The organism is Pseudomonas brassicacearum subsp. brassicacearum (assembly GCF_008801605.1).
Taxonomy (GTDB): Bacteria; Pseudomonadota; Gammaproteobacteria; order Pseudomonadales; family Pseudomonadaceae; genus Aquipseudomonas; species Aquipseudomonas brassicacearum.
Genome location: NZ_VZPJ01000013.1, coordinates 130,936 through 157,204 on the forward strand (window position 1 = coordinate 130,936; position 26,269 = coordinate 157,204).

21 protein-coding genes and 1 pseudogene are annotated in these 26,269 nt (G+C 61.5%); 13 read left to right on the plus strand and 9 right to left on the minus strand.

The features are described from left to right. Window positions 1-194: 194 nt before the first annotated feature. Together F7R20_RS25120 and F7R20_RS25125 are read right to left on the minus strand one after the other, a co-directional pair. The gene (locus tag F7R20_RS25120) at window positions 195-902 is read right to left on the minus strand and encodes a 3'-5' exonuclease (protein ID WP_003206260.1); all 708 of its coding nucleotides are present in this window, start codon (window positions 900-902) and stop codon (window positions 195-197) included. Beyond that, a complete protein-coding gene (locus F7R20_RS25125) occupies window positions 899-2,833 on the minus strand; it encodes a putative nucleotidyltransferase substrate binding domain-containing protein (protein WP_003206258.1) in 1,935 nt (644 codons plus the stop codon). The genes F7R20_RS25120 and F7R20_RS25125 overlap by 4 nt, the downstream gene beginning before the upstream one ends. A gap of 258 nt (window positions 2,834-3,091) precedes the next feature. Between F7R20_RS25125 and F7R20_RS25130 the strand changes: the two genes are divergently transcribed. Then, window positions 3,092-3,538: a response regulator gene (locus tag F7R20_RS25130; RefSeq protein WP_003206256.1), complete on the plus strand. Its 447-nt coding sequence runs from the start codon at window positions 3,092-3,094 to the stop codon at window positions 3,536-3,538. A 206-nt stretch (window positions 3,539-3,744) separates the two neighbouring features. Here F7R20_RS25130 and F7R20_RS25135 read toward each other — a convergent pair whose 3' ends face one another. Further along, window positions 3,745-5,922, minus strand: a complete 2,178-nt coding sequence (locus tag F7R20_RS25135; protein ID WP_003206253.1) for a malate synthase G — start codon at window positions 5,920-5,922, stop codon at window positions 3,745-3,747. A gap of 451 nt (window positions 5,923-6,373) precedes the next feature. Here F7R20_RS25135 and F7R20_RS25140 point away from each other — a divergent pair, with 451 nt between their 5' ends. After that, on the plus strand, window positions 6,374-6,892 hold the full coding sequence (locus F7R20_RS25140) for a glycine cleavage system protein R (protein WP_003206251.1): 519 nt from the start codon (window positions 6,374-6,376) through the stop codon (window positions 6,890-6,892). A 217-nt stretch (window positions 6,893-7,109) separates the two neighbouring features. Here F7R20_RS25140 and rarD read toward each other — a convergent pair whose 3' ends face one another. The 5 genes from rarD to F7R20_RS25165 form a co-directional block, all read right to left on the minus strand. Further along, a complete protein-coding gene (rarD, locus tag F7R20_RS25145) occupies window positions 7,110-7,997 on the minus strand; it encodes an EamA family transporter RarD (protein WP_003206249.1) in 888 nt (295 codons plus the stop codon). 203 nt (window positions 7,998-8,200) lie between these two features. Then, the gene (locus F7R20_RS25150; protein WP_003206247.1) at window positions 8,201-9,175 is read right to left on the minus strand and encodes a serine/threonine protein kinase; all 975 of its coding nucleotides are present in this window, start codon (window positions 9,173-9,175) and stop codon (window positions 8,201-8,203) included. A 196-nt stretch (window positions 9,176-9,371) separates the two neighbouring features. Next, on the minus strand, window positions 9,372-11,273 hold the full coding sequence (locus F7R20_RS25155) for a PhoX family protein (protein WP_003206246.1): 1,902 nt from the start codon (window positions 11,271-11,273) through the stop codon (window positions 9,372-9,374). A 66-nt stretch (window positions 11,274-11,339) separates the two neighbouring features. Beyond that, entirely contained in the window at window positions 11,340-12,104 is a 765-nt protein-coding gene (locus tag F7R20_RS25160) for a TOBE domain-containing protein (RefSeq protein WP_003206245.1), read from the minus strand. A gap of 58 nt (window positions 12,105-12,162) precedes the next feature. Continuing rightward, the gene (locus tag F7R20_RS25165; protein WP_003206243.1) at window positions 12,163-12,903 is read right to left on the minus strand and encodes a ComF family protein; all 741 of its coding nucleotides are present in this window, start codon (window positions 12,901-12,903) and stop codon (window positions 12,163-12,165) included. 90 nt (window positions 12,904-12,993) lie between these two features. On the opposite strand from F7R20_RS25165, the gene bioB reads away from it, so the two are divergent. The 11 genes from bioB to F7R20_RS25220 all read left to right on the plus strand — a co-directional run bounded on the left by bioB (window position 12,994) and on the right by F7R20_RS25220 (window position 26,122). Beyond that, entirely contained in the window at window positions 12,994-14,049 is a 1,056-nt protein-coding gene (bioB, locus tag F7R20_RS25170) for a biotin synthase BioB (RefSeq protein WP_003206240.1), read from the plus strand. 162 nt (window positions 14,050-14,211) lie between these two features. Further along, window positions 14,212-15,390, plus strand: a complete 1,179-nt coding sequence (bioF, locus tag F7R20_RS25175; protein WP_003206238.1) for an 8-amino-7-oxononanoate synthase — start codon at window positions 14,212-14,214, stop codon at window positions 15,388-15,390. Then, entirely contained in the window at window positions 15,383-16,114 is a 732-nt protein-coding gene (locus F7R20_RS25180) for an alpha/beta fold hydrolase (protein WP_003206236.1), read from the plus strand. Before bioF ends, F7R20_RS25180 begins: the two co-directional genes overlap by 8 nt. Beyond that, entirely contained in the window at window positions 16,107-16,919 is an 813-nt protein-coding gene (bioC, locus tag F7R20_RS25185) for a malonyl-ACP O-methyltransferase BioC (RefSeq protein ID WP_003206235.1), read from the plus strand. Before F7R20_RS25180 ends, bioC begins: the two co-directional genes overlap by 8 nt. Beyond that, complete coding sequence (gene bioD / locus F7R20_RS25190) at window positions 16,916-17,596, plus strand: dethiobiotin synthase (RefSeq protein ID WP_003206233.1); 681 nt, start codon at window positions 16,916-16,918, stop codon at window positions 17,594-17,596. Before bioC ends, bioD begins: the two co-directional genes overlap by 4 nt. Before the next feature lie 121 nt (window positions 17,597-17,717). After that, on the plus strand, window positions 17,718-18,014 hold the full coding sequence (locus F7R20_RS25195; protein ID WP_003206231.1) for a hypothetical protein: 297 nt from the start codon (window positions 17,718-17,720) through the stop codon (window positions 18,012-18,014). Window positions 18,015-18,290: 276 nt separating this feature from the next. Beyond that, the gene (locus F7R20_RS25200; protein ID WP_003206230.1) at window positions 18,291-20,096 is read left to right on the plus strand and encodes a phenylacyl-CoA dehydrogenase; all 1,806 of its coding nucleotides are present in this window, start codon (window positions 18,291-18,293) and stop codon (window positions 20,094-20,096) included. Window positions 20,097-20,442: 346 nt separating this feature from the next. Further along, window positions 20,443-21,732 carry a GGDEF domain-containing protein gene (locus F7R20_RS25205; protein WP_003206228.1) on the plus strand — a complete coding sequence of 430 codons (1,290 nt, stop codon included), beginning with the start codon at window positions 20,443-20,445 and terminating at the stop codon, window positions 21,730-21,732. Between the two features lie 91 nt (window positions 21,733-21,823). After that, on the plus strand, window positions 21,824-23,620 hold the full coding sequence (locus F7R20_RS25210; protein ID WP_081352590.1) for an acyl-CoA dehydrogenase C-terminal domain-containing protein: 1,797 nt from the start codon (window positions 21,824-21,826) through the stop codon (window positions 23,618-23,620). A 220-nt stretch (window positions 23,621-23,840) separates the two neighbouring features. Then, window positions 23,841-25,619: an acyl-CoA dehydrogenase C-terminal domain-containing protein gene (locus F7R20_RS25215; RefSeq protein ID WP_003206225.1), complete on the plus strand. Its 1,779-nt coding sequence runs from the start codon at window positions 23,841-23,843 to the stop codon at window positions 25,617-25,619. Between the two features lie 344 nt (window positions 25,620-25,963). Then, on the plus strand, window positions 25,964-26,122 hold the full coding sequence (locus F7R20_RS25220) for a YqaE/Pmp3 family membrane protein (protein WP_003177654.1): 159 nt from the start codon (window positions 25,964-25,966) through the stop codon (window positions 26,120-26,122). Window positions 26,123-26,153: 31 nt separating this feature from the next. Here F7R20_RS25220 and F7R20_RS31995 read toward each other — a convergent pair. Further along, window positions 26,154-26,269: pseudogene (locus tag F7R20_RS31995) on the minus strand (IS110 family transposase); the annotation flags it as partial.

Sequence of the window (26,269 nt, forward strand, 5' to 3'; positions counted from 1 at the left end):
TGTTCGCGATTGTGGCAGAGGCGGAGGCGGGAAAGCAATTGGCGCTGATCGGGACTCGATCTGTGGGTCTGAATGAATCTGTGGGAGCAAGGCTTGCCCGCGATGCAGGCGACTCGGTCAGCCTGTCAATCCCAGGCGATGCCCTCGCGGGCAAGCCTTGCTCCCACAGGTGAACCACCCTCGGAGCAGAGGGTTTAGAGCGAAGGCGCCTGCTGCCGTCGTTTCCAGTGGCTCAGGCGTTGTTGCAGGTCAAGCGGGCTCAGGATCTGTTGCTGGCGGGCGCGGCTGAACAGGATCAGCGCCAGTTCCGCCGTGGCCAGGGCGTCGGCACTGGCGTTGTGGCGGTCGAAGACTTGCAGCTTGAACCAGTCGATCCACTCATCCAGGCCTGACTTGCGCAGGTTGGCTTGGGGGCAAAGCATCGGTGCCAGATCCGCCACGTCGAGGAACGAATGCTGCAGGCGATAGCCCAGGTAGTCTTTCAAGGCGCGCCCGAGCATGTGGGAATCGAACGGCGCATGAAAGGCCAGCAGCGGACTGTCGCCAACGAACTCCATGAACGCCAGCAGCGCTTCGGCCGGGTCGCTGCCGGCGGCAATGGCGCTGGGCGCCAGGCCATGGATCAGCACACTCGGCCCGAGTTTCTGCTTATCGCATTGCAGGGTGCGTTCGAACTGCTGGCTGAAGTCGATGGCGCCGTCTTCGATGACCACCGCGCCGATGGACAGCACCTGGTCCTTGTTCAGGTTCAACCCGGTGGTTTCCAGGTCCAGCACGACCCAGCGTTGTTCCCGCAGGTCGCATTCACTCAAGGCTGAAGCCGTCGGCAGGCATTCCAGGCGCCTTTGCATTTCTTCGGACAACATTGGCTGGGCTGGGCGCAACCAGGAAAAAATGCTCACAACTGATACCTCAAGCTCAGGCTGCTTTGCAGGCGTTGGGCCTGGCGCAGGGATTCGCGCAGGATGCGTCGGTCCAGATGGTTGAGGCTGTCGGGGTCGACGCGGTTGGAATAGGGCAGGTTCTCGCGGGTTTGCAATTGATGTTGCTGCATGCGGGTCTGCTGGATGAAGTGATAGGCCTCTTCGTAGGCTGCGCCATCGAGCGGTTCGATCACTTGCTTGTCGACCAATTGCCGCAAGCGCTCCAGGGTATTGTTGGCTTCGATGCCATTGGCCAGCGCCAGCAGACGGGCGCCGTCGACGAAGGGCGTCAGGCCTTGCACTTTCAGGTCGAGGGTGGCTTTTTCGCCGTTCTTGCGACTCAGTACGAAATCCCTGAAGCGGCCCACGGGCGGGCGGTGGCGCAGAGCGTTTTCGGCCATCATGCGCTGGAACAAACGGTTATCGGCCACTTGATCGAGGATCTGCCGGCGCAGTTGCTCGCAGCCTTGCTCATCGCCCCAGACCACCCGCAGGTCGAAATAGATGCTCGAGCCCAGCAGGTTTTCCGGGGTTGCTTCGCGAATGAATGCCGAAAAGCGCCGGGCCCACTCAGCACGGGACAGGCACAGCTCGGGGTTGCCGGCCATGATGTTGCCCTTGCACAAGGTGAAGCCGCACAAGGCCAGGCTCTGGTTGATCTGCTGGGCAATGGGCAGCAGCAGACCGCGGATCTGCGCGGCATGGGCGGCGTCCCGGGCCTCGAACAAAATGCCGTTGTCCTGGTCTGTGTGCAGGGTTTGTTCGCGCCGGCCTTCACTGCCGAAGCACAGCCAACTGAACGGCACGCCTGGGTCACCCTTGTCGATCAGGGTCAGCTCGATGACCCGGCACACGGTGTGGTCGTTGAGCAGGGTGATGATGTGGGTGATCTGGGTTGACGACGCGCCGTGGGCCAGCATGCGCTCCACCAGTTGGCCGATTTCGCCGCGCAGGGCCACGAGGTTTTCCACCCTGGGCGCGTTGCGGATGGTCCGGGCCAGGTGCACCAGGTCGACGCGCTGCAAGGAAAACAGATCGCGCTCCGACACCACGCCACACAGGCGTTGGTCCTTGACCAGGCAGACGTGGGCGATGTGCCGTTCGGTCATGGCGATGGCGGCGTCGAAGGCGCTGTGGTCCGGCGAGAGGAAAAACGGTGCCTGAGTCATGTGTCCTACGATGGCCTGGGAAAAATCCCCGGACCCATCGGCCACCACCTGCCGCAGGTCGCGCAAGGTGAAAATCCCCACCGGGGCTTTCTGTTCGTTCACCACCACGATGCTGCCGACCTGCTGGTCGTGCATCAGCTTCACGGCTTCGCGCAGCGGCGTGTCCGGGCTGCAACTGACCGGATGGCGCATCGCCAATTCGCCCAGCCGCGTGTTGAGGGAGTACTGGGTGCCCAGGGTTTGTGCGGACTTTTGCTGGACCTGTTGGTTGACCTGGTCGAGCAGGCTGCTGACCCCACGCAGGGCGAAGTCGCGAAACGGGCCGGACAGGGCGAAGAGCTTGATGAAGGCCAGTTTGTTCAACTGCAGGCAGAACGTGTCTTCGCCGGCCCGGTGCTCGGTGCGCGTGGCCCGTTCGCCCAGCAGCGCGGCGAGGGGGAAACATTCGCCGGTGGTTATTTCGAAGGTGGTCTCGGTGCCACCCTTGGCCGTATGCGGACGTTCACCCACCACCCGGCCTTGCTTGACGATGTAGAAGTGCTCCACCGGGCCGTCGGCTGGTTTGATGATGGTTTCGCCCGGCGCATAAAAACGCAGCAGGCATTGCTCCACCAGATAGGCCAGGTGGGCGTTTTCCATCTGGTTGAACGGTGGGAAACGCTGGAGAAACTGCAGTGTCCCCTGGATGTTTTGCAACACCGCGGTTTTCCCTGCCTGGGTGAAGGCGTCCGCTTTTTTCATAACCATTACGCAGTCTTTTTTGAATTGTTGTGGTCGATCTGTTCTCCCATGGTCGGCCCCTCAGCGCGGGGTGCCCATTGGACGTAAGTCTAGGTCGCAGCCTAGGGCTAGGCTTACGGAAAAATCCTACGCCAAGCGTCAGAAAAATCTTCATTAAATGTTCTTGGAAAAAAATCCGACGAAGTGCACATTGAAGCGCCGCAGAACGATGTCTGACCACTGTGCCAGGGGATCGATTTAAAGAACGTAGAGAGCACCATGTCCGACCACGATATTTTGAGTGACGCCGAGCGCGAGGCGCTGAGTGCCGTCATGCTGGAACCTGACCTGCCGCCGCAGCGCGTCTTGATCGTCGATGACGACAAGGACGCTCGTGAGCTGCTGTCGGAGATCCTGGCGTTGGACGGGATTCACTGCATGACCGCCGCCAGTGGTGAAACGGCACTCAAGATGCTGGAAACCAAGCCATCGATCGGCCTGTTGATTACCGACCTGCGGATGGGCAATGTCGATGGCCTGGAACTGATTCGCCTGGTGCGCGAGTCGCCGCGGGCGGCGCTGCCGATCATCATCGTGTCGGGCGATGCCGACGTGAAAGACGCCATCGAAGCCATGCACCTGAGCGTGGTGGACTTTCTGCTCAAGCCGATTGATACCGACAAGCTGCTGGGGTTGGTCAAGCATGAGTTGGGGATGGATCTTTAAAATCGTCTGTGGGAGCAAGGCTTGCCCGCGATGCAGGCGCCTCGGTTCACCAAGGACCGCGCTGTCTTCATCGCGGGCAAGCCTTGCTCCCACAGATAAATCCCCTTGCCGCAATGACTCAAGCATCAGCCAGGGCCTGGTGATTTTGCAATGAAAAAGCCCTGATCTTTCGATCAGGGCTTTTTTGTGCCGCGTCTACCGCTCAATCACAACCCATTGGCTGCCTTGAACTCGCGACGACGACGGTGTAGCACCGGCTCGGTGTAGCCGTTGGGCTGCTTCGTGCCTTCGATCACCAGCTCGACCGCCGCCTGGAAGGCGATGTTGCGGTCGAAGTCTGGTGCCAGCGGACGGTACAGCGGGTCGCTGGCGTTCTGGCGGTCGACCACCGGCGCCATGCGCTTGAGGCTTTCCATCACCTGGTCTTGGGTGACGATGCCGTGGCGCAGCCAGTTGGCGATGTGCTGGCTGGAGATACGCAGCGTCGCACGGTCTTCCATCAGGCCGATGTCGTTGATGTCCGGCACCTTGGAACAACCCACGCCCTGGTCGATCCAGCGCACCACGTAGCCAAGGATGCCCTGGGCATTGTTGTCCAGTTCGTTCTTGATCTGCTCCGGTGTCCAGTTCGGATTGACGGCCAGCGGGATGGTCAGGATGTCGTCCACCGATGCACGCGTGCGCTTGGCCAGTTCGGCCTGGCGGGCGAACACGTCGACCTTGTGGTAATGCAGCGCGTGCAGGGCAGCGGCGGTCGGCGAGGGAACCCAGGCGGTGTTGGCGCCGGCCATTGGATGGGCGATTTTCTGTTCGAGCATCGCCGCCATCAGGTCCGGCATCGCCCACATGCCCTTGCCGATTTGTGCGCGACCTTGCAGGCCAGTGCTCAAGCCGATGTCGACGTTCCAGTTTTCATAGGCGCCGATCCACTTCTCGGCTTTCATGTCGGCCTTGCGCACCATCGGGCCGGCTTCCATGGAGGTGTGGATTTCATCGCCCGTACGGTCGAGGAAGCCGGTGTTGATGAACACCACGCGCTCGCTGGCGGCCTTGATGCAGGCCTTGAGGTTGACCGTGGTACGGCGCTCCTCGTCCATGATCCCGACCTTGAGGGTGTTGCGCGGCAGGTTCAGCACGTCCTCGACGCGACCGAACAGCTCGTTGGTGAACGCGGCTTCTTCCGGGCCGTGCATCTTCGGCTTGACGATGTACACCGAGCCGGTGCGGCTGTTGCGACGGCTGGTGTTGCCGTTGAGGCTGTGGATCGCTGCCAGGCTGGTGATCAGGCCGTCGAGAATGCCTTCCGGCACTTCGTTGCCATGCTTGTCCAGGATCGCATCGATGGTCATCAGGTGGCCGACGTTACGCACGAACAACAGCGAGCGGCCGTGCAGGGTCACGCTCGAACCGTCGACGGCGGTGTAGACACGGTCGGGGTTCATGGTGCGGGTGAACGTCTGGCCACCTTTGGCGACTTCTTCAGCCAGGTCGCCTTTCATCAGGCCGAGCCAGTTGCGGTAGATCACCACTTTGTCATCGGCATCGACGGCGGCGACCGAGTCTTCGCAGTCCATGATGGTGGTCAGCGCGGCTTCCATCAGGATGTCTTTAACGCCAGCGGCGTCAGTCTGTCCGACCGGGGTGCTGGCATCGATCTGGATTTCGAAGTGCAGGCCGTTGTGTTTCAACAGCACGGTGGTCGGTGCCGAGGCATCACCCTGGAAGCCGATCAACTGGGCATCGTCACGCAGGCCGCTGTTGCTGCCGCCCTTGAGGGTGACCACCAGTTTGCCGTCGACGATTTTGTAAGCGGTGGAATCGACATGGGAGCCGGCCGCCAGGGGCGCGGCTTCGTCGAGGAAGGCACGGGCGAAGGCGATGACCTTGTCGCCGCGGACCTTGTTGTAGCCTTTGCCTTTTTCCGCGCCATCGGCTTCGCTGATGGCGTCGGTGCCGTACAGCGCGTCATACAGCGAACCCCAGCGGGCGTTTGATGCGTTGAGGGCGAAGCGGGCGTTCATCACCGGCACCACCAGCTGCGGGCCGGCCATGCGGGCGATTTCGTCATCGACGTTTTGGGTCGTAGCCTGGAAATCCGCCGCTTCTGGCAGCAGGTATCCAATGTCTTGCAGGAAGGCTTTGTAAGCCACGGCGTCGTGGGCCTGGCCGGCACGGGCCTGGTGCCAGGCATCGATCCGCGCCTGGAAATCATCGCGTTTGGCGAGTAGGGCTTTGTTCTTCGGGGCCAGGTCGTGGATGACCTTGTCGGCACCGGCCCAGAACGCGTCGGCGGTGAGGCCGGTTCCGGGAATGGCTTCGTTATTCACGAAGTCGAACAGGACTTTGGCGACCTGCAGGCCACCGACTTGAACGTGTTCAGTCATTGCTTGCCTCACTCTGCTCAGCTATTTCGCTTTTCAGCTCTTCGATTTTGACAATGAAGCCTCGGGACATTTAAAGCACAAACCCCGGAACCAGTACATGCCATCGCTGGCGGCTGGGTGGTAAGCCTTGCTGACGGGGCTTTTCAGGGATGCGACTGCGCCTTAAGCAGACATCGGTACAACGTTATGTAGTGCTCGCTGCGGAATACTACATGATCAATTGCGGTTGTGAAAATTAGACTAATTGCGTCGTTCCGCGACCGACTAAAGCAGTACAGTCACGACGAGGCACGGGATGTTCTCAAAAAACAGATGGATTGTTCCAGATAAATCTTGATGTTTGTACACGATGTTTCTGATCTCATTCTGTGGGAGGTATAAATCCCGAGGCCCGCGGTCTGCTTGCGATCACCTGCCTATACTGTCCCTTCCACAACAAGAGGACTGCGCCATGGACCACCTCGTCATCACTGTTTTCGCCCCGGACAAGCCCGGGCAGGTCGAGCGCATTGCCGATTGCATCGCCGAACACGGCGGTAACTGGCTGGAAAGCCGCATGTCGCGCCTGGCCGGGCAGTTTGCCGGGATCCTGCGAATCGGCGCCCCCGCCGAGGCCCATGAAGAACTGATCGAAGCCTTGCAGGGGCTATCGACTCACGACATCCGCGTGTTGATCGCTGAAAGCGCCCTTGAGGAGTCCTGCACCTGGAAACCCATCACCATGGAGCTGGTGGGCAACGATCGTCCCGGCATCGTGCGGGACATCACCCGGCTGTTGAGCGAGCAGGGCGTCAATGTCGAGCGTCTGGTGACCTACGTTCGGCCGGCACCGATGAGCAGCGAGCTGCTGTTCCACGCCGAAGCGATCCTGGGGGTGCCCTTGACCCTGTCGCTGGATACGTTGCAGGAGCGCCTGGAGACGCTGGCCGATGAGTTGATGGTGGAGCTCAAGCTCAGCGACGAAGCGTGACGAAGGTTATCCAAGGAAAAACTGCGCCTGCCTGTGGATAACCTGTAGAGACCCGGCTCCAGCCCAGACCCACCGGGGCTCAGCGGGGAATGGTCAAAAAATCATCACTTTTCAAGGGCTTGTGCACAAAGGGCGGGGATCACGCTGTGGATAACCTTGGGAAGGATAAGCGCAGGCCACGCCAGACGTGGCCTGTAGAGGTTTGTGTGTTTTTTGATCAGCTGCGTCGGCGCATGCTGATCACGGCATCGACGCTGTACACCGCCAGCCCGGCCCAGATAAACAGGAATGCTACCAGTGTGCTGGACGACAGGTGCTCACCGAACAGCGTGACGGCGAGCAGCAGCACCAGCGTCGGCGCGATGTACTGGAGAAAACCGATGGTGGTGTAGGGCAAATGCCGTGTTGCGGCGTTGAAACACACCAACGGCACCAGCGTCACGGGGCCGGCCGCCACCAGCCACCAGGCTTCGGAGGTGGTCCAGAAAGCGGCCTGGGCGCTGGTGGCCGTGGGATTGAACAGCAACCAGGCGATGGCGATCGGCACCAGCATCCAGGTTTCCACCACCAGCCCCGGCAATGCCTTGACCGGCGCCTGCTTGCGGATCAACCCATAGAAACCGAAGGTCAGCGCCAGCACCAGCGACACCCACGGCAGGCTGCCCACTTGCCAGACCTGCTGCGCCACGCCGACCGCCGCCAACCCCACCGCCAGCCATTGCATGCGGCGCAGGCGCTCGCCCAGCAGCAACATGCCCAGCAATACGTTCACCAGCGGGTTGATGTAGTAACCCAGGCTGGCTTCGAGCATACGCTCGTTGTTCACTGCCCAGACGTAGGTCAGCCAGTTGGCTGCGATCAGTGTCCCACTCAGGGCGAGGATCGCCAGGCGCTGTGGGTTGTCCCGTAGTTCGCGCCACCAGCCCGGGTGTTTCCAGACCATCAGCAACACAGCGCCGAACAGGGCCGACCACAGTACCCGGTGGATGATGATCTCCACCGACGGCACGCTGGCGATGGCTTTGAAATAGATCGGGAACAGACCCCAGATGATGTAGGCACTCAGGCCCAGGATGTACCCGCGACGCGGGTTGGCGGCTTGCATGCAGAATCCTTGCTTAGGCAGCTAACAAAGGAGTGATTGTAAGGAGATTTGTCTGGTTGCGCTGTGAGTATTGTGCACAATCACCGTAGATCCCCTGTGGGAGCGGGCTTGCTCGCGATAGCGGTGTGTCAGTCGACAAAGGTGTCGAATGTTCGATCGCCATCGCGAGCAAGCTCGTTCCCACGGGGGGACCAGCAGTAGGGTCAGAATAGTTTCAACGGCTCTTCATTGAGCGCCGCCAGTTGCTCGCGCAACGCCAACACCTGGTCGCCCCAATAACGTTCGCTGCCGAACCACGGGAAGCTGCGCGGGAACGCCGGGTCGTCCCAGCGTCGCGCCAGCCAGGCGCTGTAGTGCATCAGGCGCAGTGCCCGCAGTGGCTCGATCAGCGCCAATTCCCGCGGATCGAAGTCGTGGAACTCACGGTAGCCGTCCATCAATTCCGACAATTGCCCCAGGCATTCCTGGCGATCGCCGGCGAGCATCATCCACAAGTCCTGCACCGCCGGGCCCATGCGACAGTCGTCCAGGTCGACGATGTGGAACACCTCGTCACGGCACATCATGTTGCCCGGATGGCAATCGCCGTGCATGCGGATGTTCTGGTGGGGCGTGGCGGCGTAGACCTCTTCGACGCGCTTGAGCAGGTCCCGGGCGACCGACTCGTAGGCCGGCAGCAAGCTACGCGGGACGAAGCCGCTTGCCAGCACGGTGGCCAGCGAATCGTGGCCGAAGTTCTTCACGCCCAGGGCTTCACGATGTTCGAACGGACGGGTCGCCCCGACCGCGTGCAGGCGCCCGAGCAATTGTCCCAGGCGATAGAGCTGATCGAGGTTGCCCGGCTCCGGTGCACGGCCGCCGCGACGGGGAAACAGGGTGAAACGAAACCCGGCGTGTTCGTGCAGGCTGGTGCCGTTGTGGATCAGCGGCGCGACCACGGGTACTTCGTATTCGGCCAGCTCGAAGGTAAAGCTGTGCTCTTCCAGGATCGCTTCGTTGGTCCAGCGCTGAGGGCGATAGAACTTGGCGATCAGCGGCTCGGAATCTTCGATGCCGACCTGGTAGACGCGGTTCTCATAACTGTTGAGGGCCAACACGCGGGCGTCGCTGAGAAAGCCGATGCTTTCAACGGCATCGAGTACCAGGTCGGGCGTGAGGGTTTCAAACGGATGGGACATGCTGACTCCTGCGCAGCGGCAGGGCTGCCGCGTCCGGCCCAGCATGGTAGCGCAGACAGAGGCAGATAGGTGGTGGCTGTCGGTGATCGTTCCCACGCTCAGCGTGGGAACGCCTCATGTGACGCTCCGCGTTACGCTTTGGGGACGCGGAGCGTCCCTGGCTGCATTCCCACGCAAAGCGTGGGAACGATCAGTGTCAGGCGCCGATGACCCCGCCATCCTCACGGGTAATCACCATCACCGAAGACCGCGGCTTGCCGTTGGGCAAGTGTTCAGGGAAGGTCGAACCGCCGTTTTCCCCAGGATGCTGGATCCCGACGAACAAGGCCTTCTGGTCCGGCGCGAAACTGATCCCGGTCACTTCGCAGCCCACCGGCCCGACCATGAAGCGGCGGATTTCGCCACTGTTGGGGTCGGCGCAGAGCATCTGGTTGTTGCCCATGCCGGCGAAGTCCCCGGCGTTACTGGAGTCGCCGTCGGTGAGGATCCACAACCGGCCGGCCTTGTCGAAGCCCAGGCCATCGGGGCTGTTGAACATGTTCTGCGGGTTGATGTTGGACGATCCGGCTTTCGGCGTGCCGGCGTGTACCGTCGGGTTGCCGGCTACCACGAACAGGTCCCAGTCGAAAGTCTTGGACGCGTGGTCGTCGCGGTCGGTGCGCCAGCGCAGGATCTGCCCGTAGACGTTCTTGGCCCGAGGGTTTGGCCCGTCTACCGGTTGGCCGTCTTCGCCACGCTTGGAGTTGTTGGTCAGGGTGCAATAGACCTGACCGTCTTTCGGGCTGACCACGATCCACTCCGGGCGGTCCATGCGGGTGGCGCCCACGGCACTGGCGGCCAGGCGTGCATGGATCAGCACTTCGGCCTGGTCGGCGAAGCCGCTGCTGGCGTCGAGGCCGTTCTTGCCGTGGGTCAACTCGATCCACTGGCCCTTGCCTTTGGGGTGGTCCGGGTTGCCGTCGCCGGCATCGAAGCGCGCCACGTACAAGGTGCCATGGTCCAGCAGGTTGCGGTTGGCCTGGGCATTGCGCGGATTGATGCGCTCGCGGCTGACGAATTTGTAGATGAACTCACCGCGCTCATCATCGCCCATGTACACCACGGCGCGACCGTCATTGGTCTGCGCCAGGGCGGCGTTTTCGTGTTTGAAGCGGCCCAGGGCGGTGCGTTTCACTGGTGTAGATTGCGGATCGAACGGGTCGATTTCCACTACCCAGCCGTGGCGATTGAGTTCGTTGGGGTTCTTCGCCAGGTCGAAGCGCGGATCGTACAGATGCCAGTTGATCTCGCGGCTGGTGACGGTGGCGCCATAGCGTTTTTGCGCTTCATCGAACTGCAAGTCGGACTTGCTGCTGCCGAAGCAGTCGGTGAAGTTTTCTTCGCAGGTCAGGTAAGTGCCCCATGGCGTCATGCCGTTGGCGCAGTTCTGGAAAGTCCCCAGGACTTTCTTGCCGCTCTTGTCGGCACTGGTTTTCAGCAGGTCGTGGCCGGCGGCCGGGCCGCGCAGGCGGATCGGCGTGTTGCCGTGGATCCTGCGGTTGTAGCGCGATTCCTGGACGAACTGCCACTGGCCGCGACGACGCTGGACCTCGATCACCGACACCCCTTCGCTGGCCTGGGCCTTGCGCACGTCTTCGGCCGACTGCGGCTGGCCACCGTGGGGGAAGAGGTAGCGGTAGTTGGTGTATTCGTTGTTGATCGCCATCAGCGCCCGGTTATTGTCGCCGGGGAACGGGAACAGGCTCATGCCGTCGTTGTTGTCGCCGAACTGCACTTCCTGTGCGCGGGCGGTGCCATTGCCACTGGGGTCGAAGGCCGGTGCATTTTTCTGCAGCGGCTGGCCCCAACTGATCAGCACCGAGGATTTGTAGCCTGGCGGCAACGTGATGGTGTCGGCCGTGGCGGCGGCGATGCTGTTGAAGCCCAGCAGCCGGCTGTTGCCTTCGCTCACGGCGGCGGCCAGGACGCTGCGGCTCAGCAGGTTGCCGCCCAGGAACATCGCCGCGCCGCACAGGGCGCCGGCGCTGATGAAGCTGCGCCGGCTCAGGCCGACGATCTTTTCCAGGTCGGTGGATTGGTTTTCTTCTAATAGGCTCATCTCAGGCTCCCTGCTGGTTTTGGCAGTCACCTTAAAGCGGGCCGATGAAACTATTGTTGCAGCGCGCTACAACGGTGTGCCGAGCAGCACATTTGTCGCTGAAAACGTCACTTGCACCGGTGAGCCGCCTTCCAGATGCTGCTTTTGTAGCTCAAGCGGGTCGGCCAGGGCGCACAGCGTCTGGCCATTGGGCAGGCCGATACGCACTTCGCTGGGGCCGTCTTCGGCGGCGTCGACCTGTTCGATCATGCCGCGCAGCGTATTGATCCCCGGTTTTTCCGCTTGCTCGACAGGGTGCAATTGCAGCCAGCCAGCCTTGATCAACGCCACCACGTCGGTGCCGACATCCAGCTCCAGGCGCAGCGTGCTGTCGTGGGTGATCTGGGCTTCGATGAGCAGGCCCCGGGCCAGCTCCAGGCGTACCCGGTCGTTGTGGCCCTGGGCCTCGATGCCCAGGACCTTGCCATGCAGTTGATTACGGGCGCTGGTGCGCAACATCAGGCGACTGAGCAGGCCCAGGTCGCCGGCATCCTCGCTCGCTTCCAGCAGTTGCGTCTGCAACGCTTGCAGGCGCTGATACAGGCGCAGCACGCGTTGGCCTTCCTCCGACAACTTGGCACCGCCACCGCCCTTGCCGCCAACACTGCGCTCCACCAACGGTTGGTCCGCCAGGTTGTTCAGCTCATCGATGGCATCCCACGCCGCCTTGTAGCTCAGGCCCGCGCTCTTGGCGGCGCGGGTAATCGAGCCTTGTTCGGCGATGTGTTGCAGCAGCGCAATGCGTTGTGGGCGCCGAACGATGTGCTGGGTCAGAAGCGTGGGCAATGACATGACGGAAAACTGCGGGCAATGGCTAATGGACGGACGTTGGCGCCTTGGACGCGGCGCGTCAAGCCGAGTCATCGGGTTTCGGGGTGCGCGCCAGGCAATACACATCGACCCGCGCAGCGCCGGCATCGAGCAGCAGGGCGGCCAATGCCTGGGCGGTGGCGCCCGTGGTGAGCACGTCGTCGACCAACGCCAGGTGACGGTTGAGCAACGCAGCCTGCGGCGCCAGGGCAAAGGCCTGACGCAGGTTTCGCCGCCGGGCCCTGGCATCGAGTGCTTGTTGGGCGGGGGTGTCCTGGGTGCGTCGCAGCAGGTGTTCTTCACAAGGGATCGCCAATGGCCCACTGAGCCAGCGGGCCAGCAGCACTGCCTGGTTGAAACCGCGCTGGCGCAAACGGCGGGTCGCCAGTGGCACCGGTACCAGTGCGTCGGGCCGCTCCAGCCCTTCGTCGAAATGGTGTTGCAGCGACTGCGCCAACAATTCGCCCATCAGCCGGCCCAGGGGCCATTTCGCCTGGTGCTTGAAACGGGTGATCAGGCTGTCCACCGGGAAGTCGTAGGCCCAGGGCGCCAGGACCCGTTCGAAGGCCGGCGGTTGCGAGGCGCATTGTCCGCAACGCAGTCCAGCCATGGGCAGCGGCAAGGCGCAGACGCTGCATTGATCGCCGAGCCAGGGCAACTCGCTTTCACAGGGCGTGCAGATAGGTTGCGGCGTATCGGTGCTTTCGCCGCACAGTAGGCAGGATTGTTTGTTTTTTAACCAGATGTAAACCGGTCCTTTGTATCGTGGTTGACAGCGCATGACTCTTCCTTAAATATGCCGAACATCCGTGTCGCGCCTGTGGGTATTCGATGCCCCAGGCGCCAGCCAAGCATAATCAAGGAAATGCCCATGAGCGCCAGCACCACTGCCAACCTGCGTCATGACTGGTCTTTGGCCGAAGTCAAAGCACTCTTCGTCCAGCCATTCAATGACCTGCTGTTCCAGGCGCAGACCGTGCACCGCGCGCACTTCGACGCCAACCGCGTCCAGGTTTCCACTCTGCTGTCGATCAAGACCGGCGCGTGCCCGGAAGATTGCAAATATTGTCCGCAGTCCGGTCACTACAACACCGGCCTGGATAAAGAGAAATTGCTCGAAGTGCAGAAGGTCCTCGAAGAGGCTGCACGGGCCAAGGCCATCGGTTCGACCCGTTTCTGCATGGGCGCGGCCTGGAAGCATCCGTCGGCCAAGGACATGCCGTATGTGCTGGAAATGGTCAAAGGCGTGAAGGCCATGGGCCTGGAAACCTGCATGACCCTGGGTCGCCTCGACCAGGAACAGACCGAAGCGCTGGCCCAGGCCGGCCTGGACTACTATAACCACAACCTCGATACCTCGCCGGAGTTCTACGGCAGCATCATCACCACCCGCACCTACAGCGAGCGCCTGCAAACCCTGGCCTATGTGCGTGATTCAGGGATGAAGATCTGCTCCGGCGGCATCCTCGGCATGGGCGAATCCCTGGACGACCGCGCCAATCTGCTGATCCAACTGGCGAACCTGCCGGAGCACCCGGAATCGGTGCCGATCAACATGTTGGTCAAAGTTGCCGGCACGCCGCTGGAGAATGCCGAGGACGTCGATCCGTTCGATTTCATCCGCATGCTCGCCGTGGCGCGGATCATGATGCCCCAGTCCCATGTGCGCCTGTCCGCCGGCCGTGAAGCGATGAACGAGCAGATGCAGTCCCTGGCGTTCCTGGCCGGTGCCAACTCGATTTTCTACGGCGACAAGCTGTTGACCACCGCCAACCCGCAAGCCGACAAGGACATGCAGTTGTTCTCACGCCTGGGCATCCAGCCCGAAGCCCGCGAAGAACATGCCGACGAAGTGCACCAGGCGGCGATTGAACAGGCGCTGGTGGAGCAGAAGAGCAGCGAGCAGTTCTACAACGCCGCTGTTTGACCACTCACCGATTCCCGGATTGGAATGCAAGACCCTGTGGGAGCGAGCTTGCTCGCGATGACGGTATAACAGCCGACAGAAATGTTGAATGTAATGGCCTCATCGCGAGCAAGCTCGCTCCCACAAGGGGCTTTGGCCAGTCTTTAAACAGTTGAGGCCTGCATGCCCTTCGATCTCGCCGCACGCCTGGCTGCCCGTCGTGCCGACAACCTCTATCGCCAGCGCCCGCTGCTCGAAAGCCCGCAGGGCCCGGAAGTGGTGGTGGACGGCCAGCCGTTGCTGGCGTTCTGCAACAACGATTACCTGGGCCTGGCCAATCACCCGCAAGTGATCGAAGCCTGGCGCGCCGGGGCGCTCCGTTGGGGTGTCGGTGGTGGCGCCTCTCATTTGGTGATCGGCCACAGCAGTCCGCATCACGCCCTGGAAGAAGCCTTGGCCGACCTGACCGGCCGCCCGCGGGCGTTGCTGTTCACCACCGGCTACATGGCCAACCTCGGCGCGGTCACCGCGCTGGTGGGGCAGGGCGACACGGTGCTGGAAGACCGCCTCAATCATGCTTCGCTGCTCGACGCCGGGCTGTTGTCCGGTGCGCGTTTCAACCGGTACCTGCACAACGATGCCCAAAGCCTGGCCAGCCGTCTGGAGAAAGCCACCGGCAATACCCTGGTGGTCACCGACGGCGTGTTCAGCATGGACGGCGACATTGCCGACCTGCCGGCCCTGGCTCGTGAAGCCAAGGCCAAGGGCGCCTGGCTGATGGTCGACGATGCCCACGGCTTCGGTCCACTGGGGGCCCATGGCGGCGGGATCGTCGAGCATTTTGGCTTGAGCCAGGATGACGTGCCGGTGCTGGTGGGCACCCTGGGCAAGGCCTTTGGCACCGCCGGGGCTTTTGTCGCCGGCAGTGAAGAACTGATCGAAAGCCTGATCCAGTTCGCTCGCCCCTACATCTACACCACCAGCCAACCGCCGGCCCTGGCCTGCGCCACGCTCAAGAGCCTTGAGCTGCTGCGCAGCGAGCATTGGCGGCGCGAGCACTTGCAGGTGCTGATTCGTCAGTTCCGCCAGGGCGCCGAGCAGATCGGCCTGCAATTGATGGACAGTTTCACGCCGATCCAGCCGATCCTGATTGGCGATGCGGGACGGGCCATGCGCTTGTCGCAGATGCTGCGTGAGCGCGGGCTGATGGTCACGGCGATCCGCCCGCCCACTGTACCGGCTGGCAGCGCCCGTTTGCGCGTGACCCTGACCGCCGCCCACAGCGAGGCCCAGGTGCAGCTATTGTTGAATGCACTGGCCGAGTGTTTTGCCCTGTTGGGACCGGAGCCAAGCCATGCGTGATCGACTGATATTGCTGCCCGGCTGGGGCTTGGGCGTTTCACCGCTGGAGCCGCTGGCGGCGGCGTTGCAAGGACTCGACGAACATCTGCGGGTGGAAATCGAGCCGTTGCCGGCATTGGCGTCGAATGATCCCAATGAATGGCTCGAAGAATTGGACGCCACCGTACCTCAGGACGCCTGGCTGGGCGGCTGGTCCCTGGGTGGTATGCTGGCCTCGGCGCTGGCGGCGCGTCGGGGTGAGCGCTGCTGCGGCCTGCTGACCCTGGCGAGCAATCCGTCCTTTGTCGCCCATGAGCAATGGCCGAGCGCGATGGACGGCGAAACCTTCGATGGTTTTCTCGCCGGCTGTGCGGCCGATCCACGCCAGACCCTCAAGCGCTTCAGTTTGCTGTGCGCCCAGGGCTGCAGCGATCCACGCGGGTTGTCGCGGTTGTTATTGGCCGGGGCGCCAAGCACTTCGCCCGAAGTGTTGATGGCCGGGCTCGAACTGTTGGCGCAACTGGACACTCGCGCCGCATTGCAGAGCTTTCGTGGCCCGCAATTGCATCTGTTCGCCGGGCTCGATGCCCTGGTGCCGGCCGAAGCTGCGACTGAGTTGCTGGTCTTGCTGCCGGATGTTGAAATCGGCCTGATCGAACAGGCCGGCCACGGATTCCTTCTGGAGGACCCACACGGCGTCGCGGGGGCGATCCAGGCTTTTTTGCATGAGTCCGGCGATGACTGATTTGTCTCTTCCCAAATTGCCCGGTGCCTTGCCCGACAAGCGCCAGGTGGCGGCTTCGTTTTCCCGGGCGGCAACCAGCTATGACAGCGTGGCCGAACTGCAGCGCGACGTCGGCCAACAGTTGCTCGGGCACTTGCCGTCTTCGTTTATCCCGCAACGTTGGCTGGACCTGGGTTGCGGCACCGGTTATTTCACCCGGGCCCTGGGCGCGCGCTTCGGCGAGGCGACCGGCCTGGCGTTGGACATCGCCGAAGGCATGCTCAACCATGCTCGTCCCCAAGGTGGCGCTGCGCATTTTGTCGCTGGCGACGCTGAGCGGTTGCCTTTGCAAGCGGCGAGCTGCGACTTGGTGTTCTCCAGCCTGGCGGTGCAATGGTGTGCGGATTTTGCCGCGGTGCTGAGCGAGGCCCATCGTGTGTTGAAACCGGGTGGAGTGTTTGCCTTCACGAGTCTCTGTGTGGGCACTTTGTACGAATTGCGCGACAGTTGGCGTCAGGTGGATGGCTTGGTGCACGTCAACCGTTTCCGTGGGTTCGAGACGTATCAACACCTCTGCACGGCCAGCGGGCTGAATGTCGTCAGTGTTGAAAACCGTCCCCATGTGTTGCATTACCCTGACGTGCGCAGCCTGACTCACGAATTGAAAGCCTTGGGCGCCCACAATCTGAACCCCGGTCGCCCCGGCGGCTTGACCGGCAGGGCGCGGATCCTGGCGCTGGTTGAAGCCTATGAGCAGTTTCGTCAGGCGCAGGGACTGCCGGCGACTTACCAGGTGGTCTACGCCGTTTTGGAGAAACCGCTATGAGCCAGGCTTATTTCATTACCGGCACTGACACCGATGTAGGCAAGACCACCGTCGCGGCAGGCCTGTTGCATGCTGCGCGACAGGCTGGCATGAGCACCGCCGCCGGCAAGCCCGTGGCCTCTGGCTGCGACGTGACGCCCAAGGGCCTGCGCAATGCCGATGCCCTGGCGCTGCTGGCCGAGTGTTCGGTGCCGCTTGAGTATGCCCAGGTCAATCCGCTGGCATTCGAGCCGGCCATCGCGCCGCACCTGGCCGCCCGGGAAGCCGGCGTGGCGCTGACGGTGCAATCCTTGCTGGGGCCGATGCGTGAGGTGCTGGCTCTGGAGGCCGATTTCACCTTGATAGAGGGCGCGGGCGGCTGGCGTGTGCCGTTGGCCGATCAGGATAATCTTTCGGACCTGGCAATGGCTCTGGGCCTGCCGGTGATCCTGGTGGTGGGCGTGCGCCTGGGGTGCATCAGCCATGCGTTGCTGACCGCCGAGGCCATCGCCCGGGACGGCCTGCAACTGGCCGGTTGGGTGGCGAATATCATCGATCCCAAGACCTCGCGCCTGGAAGAAAATCTCGCCACCCTGGCCGAACGCCTCCCGGCGCCGTGCCTGGGGCGAGTACCGAGGGTCAAAGGCATCACTGCCGATATCGTGGCGGCGCATCTGCACCTGGATCTGCTGGATTAATCATCCAAGGGAAGGTTTTCACTATGACAAGGCACTGTGCCATTAGTGTTTTTGTCGGGTCTTTTCCTTGGGGTTCTGTTTCAATGACCATTGTCGACCCTTCAAGAAGACGAACTCTGCCATGGAAATCTCAGGAAGTACCGCGTTCTATGCCGGTCTGAGCACGATTCAGACAGGGCAGAACCGTGTCGATCAGGCGGCCGGCCAGATTGCCAACACCACGATCGAGCGTTCGGTCACCAGCCAGTCATCCGACGTCCAAGTTGATCGCCTGCGTTCGGTGGATCGCAGCCAACAGTCGGATCAGGCCACTAACATGGTCGAAATGTCCCAAGGAAAGTTCCAGGTGCAACTGGGCGTGAACGTGGCCAAGGCATCCGACGAAATGCTCGGTACGTTGATCGATACCTTTGCCTGATCCTTCTCTTCAGATTTACGAAAACGCCGCGATTATTCGCGGCGTTCTTGTCTCTAACGTCTTATTGCTCAACTAATCTTTTCCTATGCGCATCGCGGATTCTTCAGCGCGATGGATTTTCCGTGTCCGAGATTTTTCTCAGGCTGATGACGAACGGCAAAAGATCGGCGCTTGACAAGATTTGGGCGTAAACGTATGTTTCAAACAACTGTTTGACCGCTACAACAAATCCACGCGGTCGTTCATTCCCGGTTACATCAGCAGAGGTTTATCGCTATGCCTGACTACAAGGCCCCCTTGCGTGATATTCGCTTCGTTCGTGACGAACTGCTCGGTTACGAAGCGCATTATCAGAGCCTTCCGGCTTGCCAGGACGCAACTCCGGACATGGTTGACGCCATTCTCGAAGAAGGCGCCAAGTTTTGTGAGCAGGTGCTGGCTCCGCTGAACCGCGTGGGCGACATCGAAGGCTGCACCTGGAGCGAGTCCGGCGTGAAGACCCCGACTGGTTTCAAGGAAGCCTACAAGCAATTCGTCGAAGGCGGCTGGCCAAGCCTGGCCCACGACGTCGAGCACGGTGGTCAAGGCCTGCCGGAATCCCTGGGCCTGGCGGTCAGCGAGATGGTCGGTGAAGCCAACTGGTCGTGGGGCATGTACCCGGGCCTGTCCCATGGCGCGATGAACACGATTTCCGAGCACGGTACGCCCGAACAGCAAGAGGCTTACCTGACCAAGCTGGTTTCCGGCGAATGGACCGGCACCATGTGCCTGACCGAACCGCACTGCGGCACGGACCTGGGCATGCTGCGCACCAAGGCCGAGCCTCAGGCCGACGGTTCCTACAAGGTTTCCGGTACGAAGATCTTCATTTCGGCCGGTGAACACGACATGGCCGATAACATCGTCCACATCGTGCTGGCGCGCCTGCCGGACGCACCGGCTGGCACCAAGGGCATTTCGCTGTTCATCGTTCCCAAGTTCCTGCCTAACGCCGACGGCTCCATCGGCCAGCGTAACGCGGTGAGCTGCGGTTCCCTGGAACACAAGATGGGCATCCACGGCAACGCCACCTGCGTGATGAACTTCGACGCGGCCACCGGTTACCTGATCGGCCCGGCGAACAAAGGCCTGAACTGCATGTTCACCTTCATGAACACCGCACGCCTGGGCACCGCGCTGCAAGGCCTGGCCCACGCCGAGATCGGCTTCCAGGGCGGCCTGAAATATGCCCGCGATCGCTTGCAAATGCGTTCCCTGACTGGCCCGAAAGCGCCAGACAAGGCCGCTGACCCGATCATCGTCCACCCTGACGTGCGCCGCATGCTGCTGACCATGAAGGCCTTCGCCGAAGGTAACCGGGCAATGGTCTACTTCACCGCCAAGCAGGTCGACATCGTCAAGTACGGCGTGGATGAAGAAGAGAAGAAAAAGGCCGATGCACTGCTGGCGTTCATGACGCCGATCGCCAAGGCGTTCATGACCGAAGTTGGCTTCGAATCGGCCAACCACGGCGTGCAGATCTATGGCGGCCACGGCTTCATCGCCGAGTGGGGCATGGAGCAGAACGTTCGCGACAGCCGTATCTCGATGCTGTACGAAGGCACCACCGGCATCCAGGCCCTCGACCTGCTGGGCCGTAAAGTGCTGATGACCCAGGGCGAGGCACTCAAGGGCTTCACCAAGATTGTCCACAAGTTCTGCCAGGGCAACGAAGGCAATGAAGCGGTCAAGGAGTTCGTAGAACCCCTGGCTGCGCTGAACAAGGAATGGGGCGAGCTGACCATGAAGGTCGGTATGGCGGCGATGAAGGATCGCGAAGAAGTCGGTGCGGCGTCGGTGGACTACCTGATGTACTCCGGTTATGCCTGCCTGGCCTATTTCTGGGCCGACATGGCGCGCCTGGCGGCGGAAAAACTCGCAGCCGGCACCACTGAAGAAGCTTTCTACACCGCCAAGCTGCAGACCGCGCGCTTCTACTTCCAGCGCATCCTGCCGCGTACTCGTACCCACGTGGCAACCATGCTGTCGGGCGCCAACAACCTGATGGACATGAAGGAAGAGGACTTCGCGCTGGGCTACTAAGCCTCACGCGGTTCTTCCAAAAGCCGCTGCTCCTTCGGGAGCAGCGGCTTTTTCATGTCCGCCGCAAATCTGTATCCACCGCAGGCCCTTGTGGGAGCGAGCTTGCTCGCGATGGCGTTTGTTCAGTCCGCACCGTCATGGCTGACACACCGCTATCGCGAGCAAGCTCGCTCACACAGGGATCAATTGTGATTCTGAAACAATATTCATCCAACTCGACCCTAAGAAAACCGCCCCCTCTGCCGTTACAGCGATGGCAGTGTGACATCTGTCACATCTCGCGTGCCTTACTGCTCCAGTTGCAGGCACAATGCCATCTTTGATCAGCCGGGTTGGAGCTTTACCCTTGCCGCGTTCTTCCGCTGTACGTTTGAGCCATTTCCTACCGTCATTGCTGCTGTTGCTGGCGGGGCTTGCGGCTGCCTACGTCAAGGATCTCAATGTTTTCTTCACCTCGCTGTTCAACGTTCTCCCGACCCTGGTGTTATTGTTGGGCGGGGCGTATTGCGCGGTCTACCGACGTCAACGTGAGCTGTTTCTGATGGTCACGGTGTACATCGCCTACTTCCTCTTGGACACCCAGACTGACTTCTACCGCGATAACGGCAAGGTGCGTGAAGACGCGGCGGTGGTGTTCCATCTCGTTTGCCTGTTGCTGCCGCTGTTGTTCGGGCTGTTCGCCGCGTGGCAGGAGCGTACCCACTTGTTCCAGGACATGGTGGCCCGGTTCGCGGTGTTGCTGGTCTTTGGCAGCGTGGCGCTGGCCCTGGAGCAGAGTTTCCCCCAGGCCTTGCTGTTGTGGCTCTCGGAGATCCGCTGGCCGGCCTTGCACGGCGCCTGGATGAGCTTGATCCAATTGTCTTACCCGATGTTCGCCGCCGCGTTCCTGCTGCTGGCCTGGCAATACTGGCGTAACCCCCGGCCACTGCATGCTGCGCAATTGGTGGGGGTGCTGGGGTTGTTCTGGATGTTGCCGAAAACCTTCATCCTGCCGTTCACCCTGAACATCATGTGCAGCCAGGTGATGTTGATGATCGCCGCGGCGGTCGCCCATGAGGCCTATCAAATGGCCTTCCGTGACGAACTCACGGGCCTGCCGGGCCGTCGCGCACTGAACGAACGCATGCAGCGCCTGGGGCGCAACTATGTGCTGGCGATGAGCGATGTGGACCATTTCAAGAAATTCAACGACACTCACGGCCACGACGTGGGCGATCAGGTGCTGCGCCTGGTGGCCAGCAAATTGTCGAAGATCGGCGGTGGCGGTAGGGCGTATCGCTACGGCGGTGAGGAGTTTGCCCTGGTGTTCGCCGGCAAGACCATCGACGAGTGCATGCCCCATCTGGAGGTCATCCGCCAGTCCATCGAGACGTACGCCATCCAGCTGCGCAACCCCGACAGTCGCCCCCAGGACGATCAACAAGGCCGTCAGCGCCGTTCTGGCGCCGGTGCGTCCAGCGTCTCGGTGACGGTCAGCATCGGCGTCGCGGAACGCCTTGAGCAGCGCACGCCTGAAGAAGTGCTCAAGTCCGCCGACCAGGCGCTCTATAACGCCAAGGGCGCGGGGCGTAACTGTGTGATTGCCTTCGGGCAGAACCGCCGCGGTGCGGTGCGCATGGAGACTGCCGCGGGTTGAGTGATGACGGCGCATTCAGCGTCTGGACTGTGATTGTGGGCCTCGGTGGCCGGCAGTAGGTTGCAACGATCTGCTACCGGAGAAAACCACCATGCCCGAGTACAAAGCCCCCCTGCGCGACATGCGCTTTCTGATCGATCACGTCTTCGATTTCCATGGTCGCTATGCCGAGCTGGGCGCCAGCGATGCCAGCCCGGACATGGTCAGCGCGATCCTCGAGGAAGGCGCCAGGTTCTGCGAGAACGTTCTGGCGCCGCTCAATCGCTCCGGTGACGAAGAGGGTTGCCATTTCGACAACGGCGTAGTCACCACGCCGACAGGCTTCAAGCAGGCTTTCGCACAGTACGTGGAGGGCGGCTGGCATGGGCTGGCGGCGGACCCGGCGTATGGTGGCCAGGGCTTGCCCAGCTCCCTGGGCCTGGTCATCAGCGAGATGATCGGCTCCAGCAACACCTCCTGGGGAATGTACCCAGGCCTGACTCACGGCGCCATGTCGGCGATCCATGCCCACGGCACGTCGGAACAGAAACAGACCTACCTGAGCAAACTCACCGCCGGCCAGTGGACCGGTACCATGTGCCTGACCGAAGCCCACTGCGGCACCGACCTGGGCATCATCAAGACCCGCGCCGTGCCCCAGGCCGACGGCAGCTATGCGATCTCCGGCAGCAAGATTTTCATTTCCGCCGGCGAACACGACATGAGCGATAACATCATCCACCTGGTGCTGGCCAAGTTGCCGGACGCTCCCGCCGGGACCAAGGGCATCTCGCTGTTTATCGTGCCCAAGTTCCTGCCCGACGCCACGGGTGAGGCAGGGCCGCGCAATGGCGTGTCCTGTGGCTCGATCGAGCACAAGATGGGTATCAAGGCCTCGGCCACTTGCGTGCTGAACTTCGATGGGGCCAAGGGGGTCCTGATCGGCGAGCCGAACAAGGGCCTCAATTGCATGTTCACCATGATGAACCACGCCCGTCTCGGCACCGGCATGCAGGGCCTGTGCCTGGGCGAGGCGAGCGTCCAGGGCGCCATCAAGTACGCCAACGACCGTTTGCAGATGCGCTCGCTGACCGGCCCCAAGGCGCCGGAAAAGGTCGCCGACCCGATCATCGTCCATCCCGATGTGCGCAGGATGTTACTGACCATGAAAGCCTTCAACGAAGGCAACCGGGCGCTGACGTATTTCACCGCGCAATTGCTCGATACCGCGCACCTGAGTGCGGACGAAACCGCCCGCCAGGAGGCCGAGGACCTGCTGGCGTTCCTCACCCCGATCTGCAAGGCCTTCATGACCGACACCGGGCTGGAGGTGACCAACCACGGCATGCAAGTGTTTGGCGGTCACGGCTTCATTCGTGAGTGGGGCATGGAGCAGTTGGTGCGAGATTGCCGCATTGCGCCGATCTACGAGGGCACCAATGGCATCCAAGCCCTGGATCTGCTGGGGCGCAAGGTTCTGGGCAGTCAGGGCAAGCTATTGCGTGGTTTTACCCGGATCGTCCATAAATTCTGCGCCGCGAATGCCGGGCATCCGCAGCTCAAGGATTACGTCGAGCAACTCAATGGGCTCAACCAGCAATGGGGCGAACTGACCACCCGGGTCGGCATGGCTGCCATGAAGAATCCCGATGAAGTGGGGGCCGCCTCCGTGGATTACCTGATGTACAGCGGCTACATCATCCTGGCCTACCTGTGGTTGCGGATGGCCTTGGTTGCCCAGGCGCAAGTCGACAGCGGCCAGGGTGATGGGGATTTCTGCCGGGGTAAATTGGCGACGTGTGAGTTTTACTTCAAGCGCCTGCTGCCGCGCACGACCGCCCATCGGGCTGCCGTCGAGGCCGGGAGTGATTGCCTGATGAAGCTGCCGGCGGAGTTGTTTGCGCTTTGATTTAGAGGAAATGCCAACAGATCGCAGGCTTCGCCAGCTCCTACATGGAAATGCGTATTCCCTGTAGGAGCTGGCGAAGCCTGCGATCTTTTCTTGTGACTAAAAATAACAAAACGGTCATGGGTTGACCCTATGTGTCGCAAAAGTTGTTGAGGTACACTCAGGTCATTGCGAAAACCGTCTTTTACGAACCAACTGTTTAGATCCTGCGAGGTTTGCCATGGCTGACTACAAAGCGCCCCTGCGCGATATGCGCTTCGTCCTCAATGAAGTGTTCGAGGTCGCGAAACTCTGGGCCCAATTGCCGGCGCTGGCCGACACCGTGGATGCCGAAACGGTCGAAGCGATCCTTGAAGAAGCCGGCAAAGTCACTAGCAAAAGCATCGCGCCCCTCAGCCGCGCCGCTGACGAAGAAGGTTGCCACTGGGCCGCCGGCGCCGTCACCACGCCGGCAGGTTTCCCACAGGCCTACAAGACTTACGCTGAAGGCGGTTGGGTCGGTGTCGGCGGTGACCCGGTGTACGGCGGCATGGGCATGCCCAAGGCCGTTTCGGCCCAGGTCGAGGAAATGGTCAACTCCGCCAGCTTGTCCTTCGGCTTGTACCCGATGCTGACCGCTGGCGCCTGCCTGTCGATCAATGCCCATGCCAGCGAAGAACTGAAAGCGGCGTACCTGCCGAACATGTACGCCGGCGTCTGGGCCGGTTCCATGTGCCTGACCGAGCCTCATGCCGGTACGGACCTGGGGATCATCCGCACCAAGGCCGAACCCCAGGCCGACGGTTCCTATAAGGTCAGCGGTACGAAAATTTTCATCACTGGCGGTGAACACGATCTCACCGAGAACATCATTCACCTGGTGCTGGCGAAACTGCCGGACGCGCCGGCAGGCCCCAAGGGCATCTCGTTGTTCCTGGTGCCCAAGTTCATGGTCAATGCCGACGGCAGCCTGGGCGCGCGCAACGCGGCCAACTGCGGCTCTATCGAACACAAGATGGGCATCCAGGCATCCGCCACCTGCGTGATGAACTTCGACGAAGCCGTAGGTTATCTGGTAGGCGAGCCGAACAAGGGCCTGGCGGCCATGTTCACCATGATGAACTACGAACGTCTGGGCGTCGGTATCCAAGGCCTGGCCTCCGGTGAGCGTTCCTACCAGAATGCCATCGAATATGCCCGTGACCGGCTGCAAAGCCGTTCGCCAACCGGTGCGCAGAACAAGGACAAGGTCGCTGACCCGATCATCGTCCACCCCGACGTGCGCCGGATGCTGCTGACCATGAAGGCCTCGAACGAGGGTGGCCGGGCATTTTCCACCTACGTGGCGATGCAATTGGACACCGCCAAGTTCAGCGAAGACCCAGTCACGCGCAAGCGCGCCGAAGACCTGGTGGCGTTGCTGACACCGGTGGCGAAGGCCTTCCTGACCGACCTGGGCCTGGAAACCACAGTCCATGGTCAACAGGTGTTCGGCGGCCACGGGTACATTCGTGAATGGGGCCAGGAGCAACTGGTGCGCGATGTGCGTATCACCCAGATCTACGAAGGTACCAACGGTATCCAGGCGCTGGACTTGGTGGGGCGCAAGATCGTCGGCAGCGGCGGTGCGTTCTACAAGTTGTTTGCCGATGAAATCCGTCACTTCACTGCCACCGCGAACAGCGATCTGGCGGAGTTCATCAAGCCGTTGAACAGCGCTGTCGACACGCTGGACGAGTTGACCGACTGGCTGTTGGACCGGGCGAAAAGCAACCCGAACGAAATCGGCGCGGCGTCGGTGGAGTACCTCCAGGCGTTTGGCTACACCGCGTATGCGTACATGTGGGCTCTGATGGCCAGGGCGGCCTTGGGCAAAGAAAGCCAGGATGATTTCTACGCGAGCAAACTGGGTACGGCGCGGTTCTATTTCGCCCGCCTGCTGCCGCGTATTCATTCCTTGAGCGCTTCGGTCAAGGCGGGCAGCGAGTCGCTGTTCCTGCTGGAAGCCGGCCAGTTCTGAAATCATGACGATGTGTAAGCATTATCTTACACGTCGTGCTGGCGTTTTCCCTCTATCGGCGGATTGGATCCAGGGATAATCTAGCTTCCATGGATGTAGCGCAGGACGCGCAAAGTAACAACATGGACACGTAGGATTCTGCCAGGACGGCAGAGTGAAATGGATGTCAGGGAAACAGTCTGCAAAGCCCCGCTTCGGCGGGGTTTTCTTTTGCCTGCGTTTTTTGTTCCTGGCAGGCCCCACCATCGGGGCTGCTTCTGGTTGCGTTTCACTGAACCCTGGCGAGCGGCCTGAGGTCAATGAGCTATATGGCAATTTGGCCATCGTCGATCAGGGAGTCATCCATGGATTTCATTCGCATCATTATCGCCATCCTGCTGCCGCCACTGGGGGTGTTCCTGCAGGTCGGCTTCGGCGGGGCTTTCTGGCTGAATATCCTGCTGACGTTGTTGGGTTATATCCCTGGCATCGTGCATGCGGTGTACATCATCGCCAAGCGCTGAATTCATCGGTTAGGAACTCCTGTGGGAGATTCTATGTTGCAGGGCAACCCTGCAACATAGGCTTCGGCTGGTATTCGCTCTGATTTTTCATCAAGGCAAATGCCACCCGGCAGAGCTTGCGAGCAAGCACCACCAATGCCTGGGTTT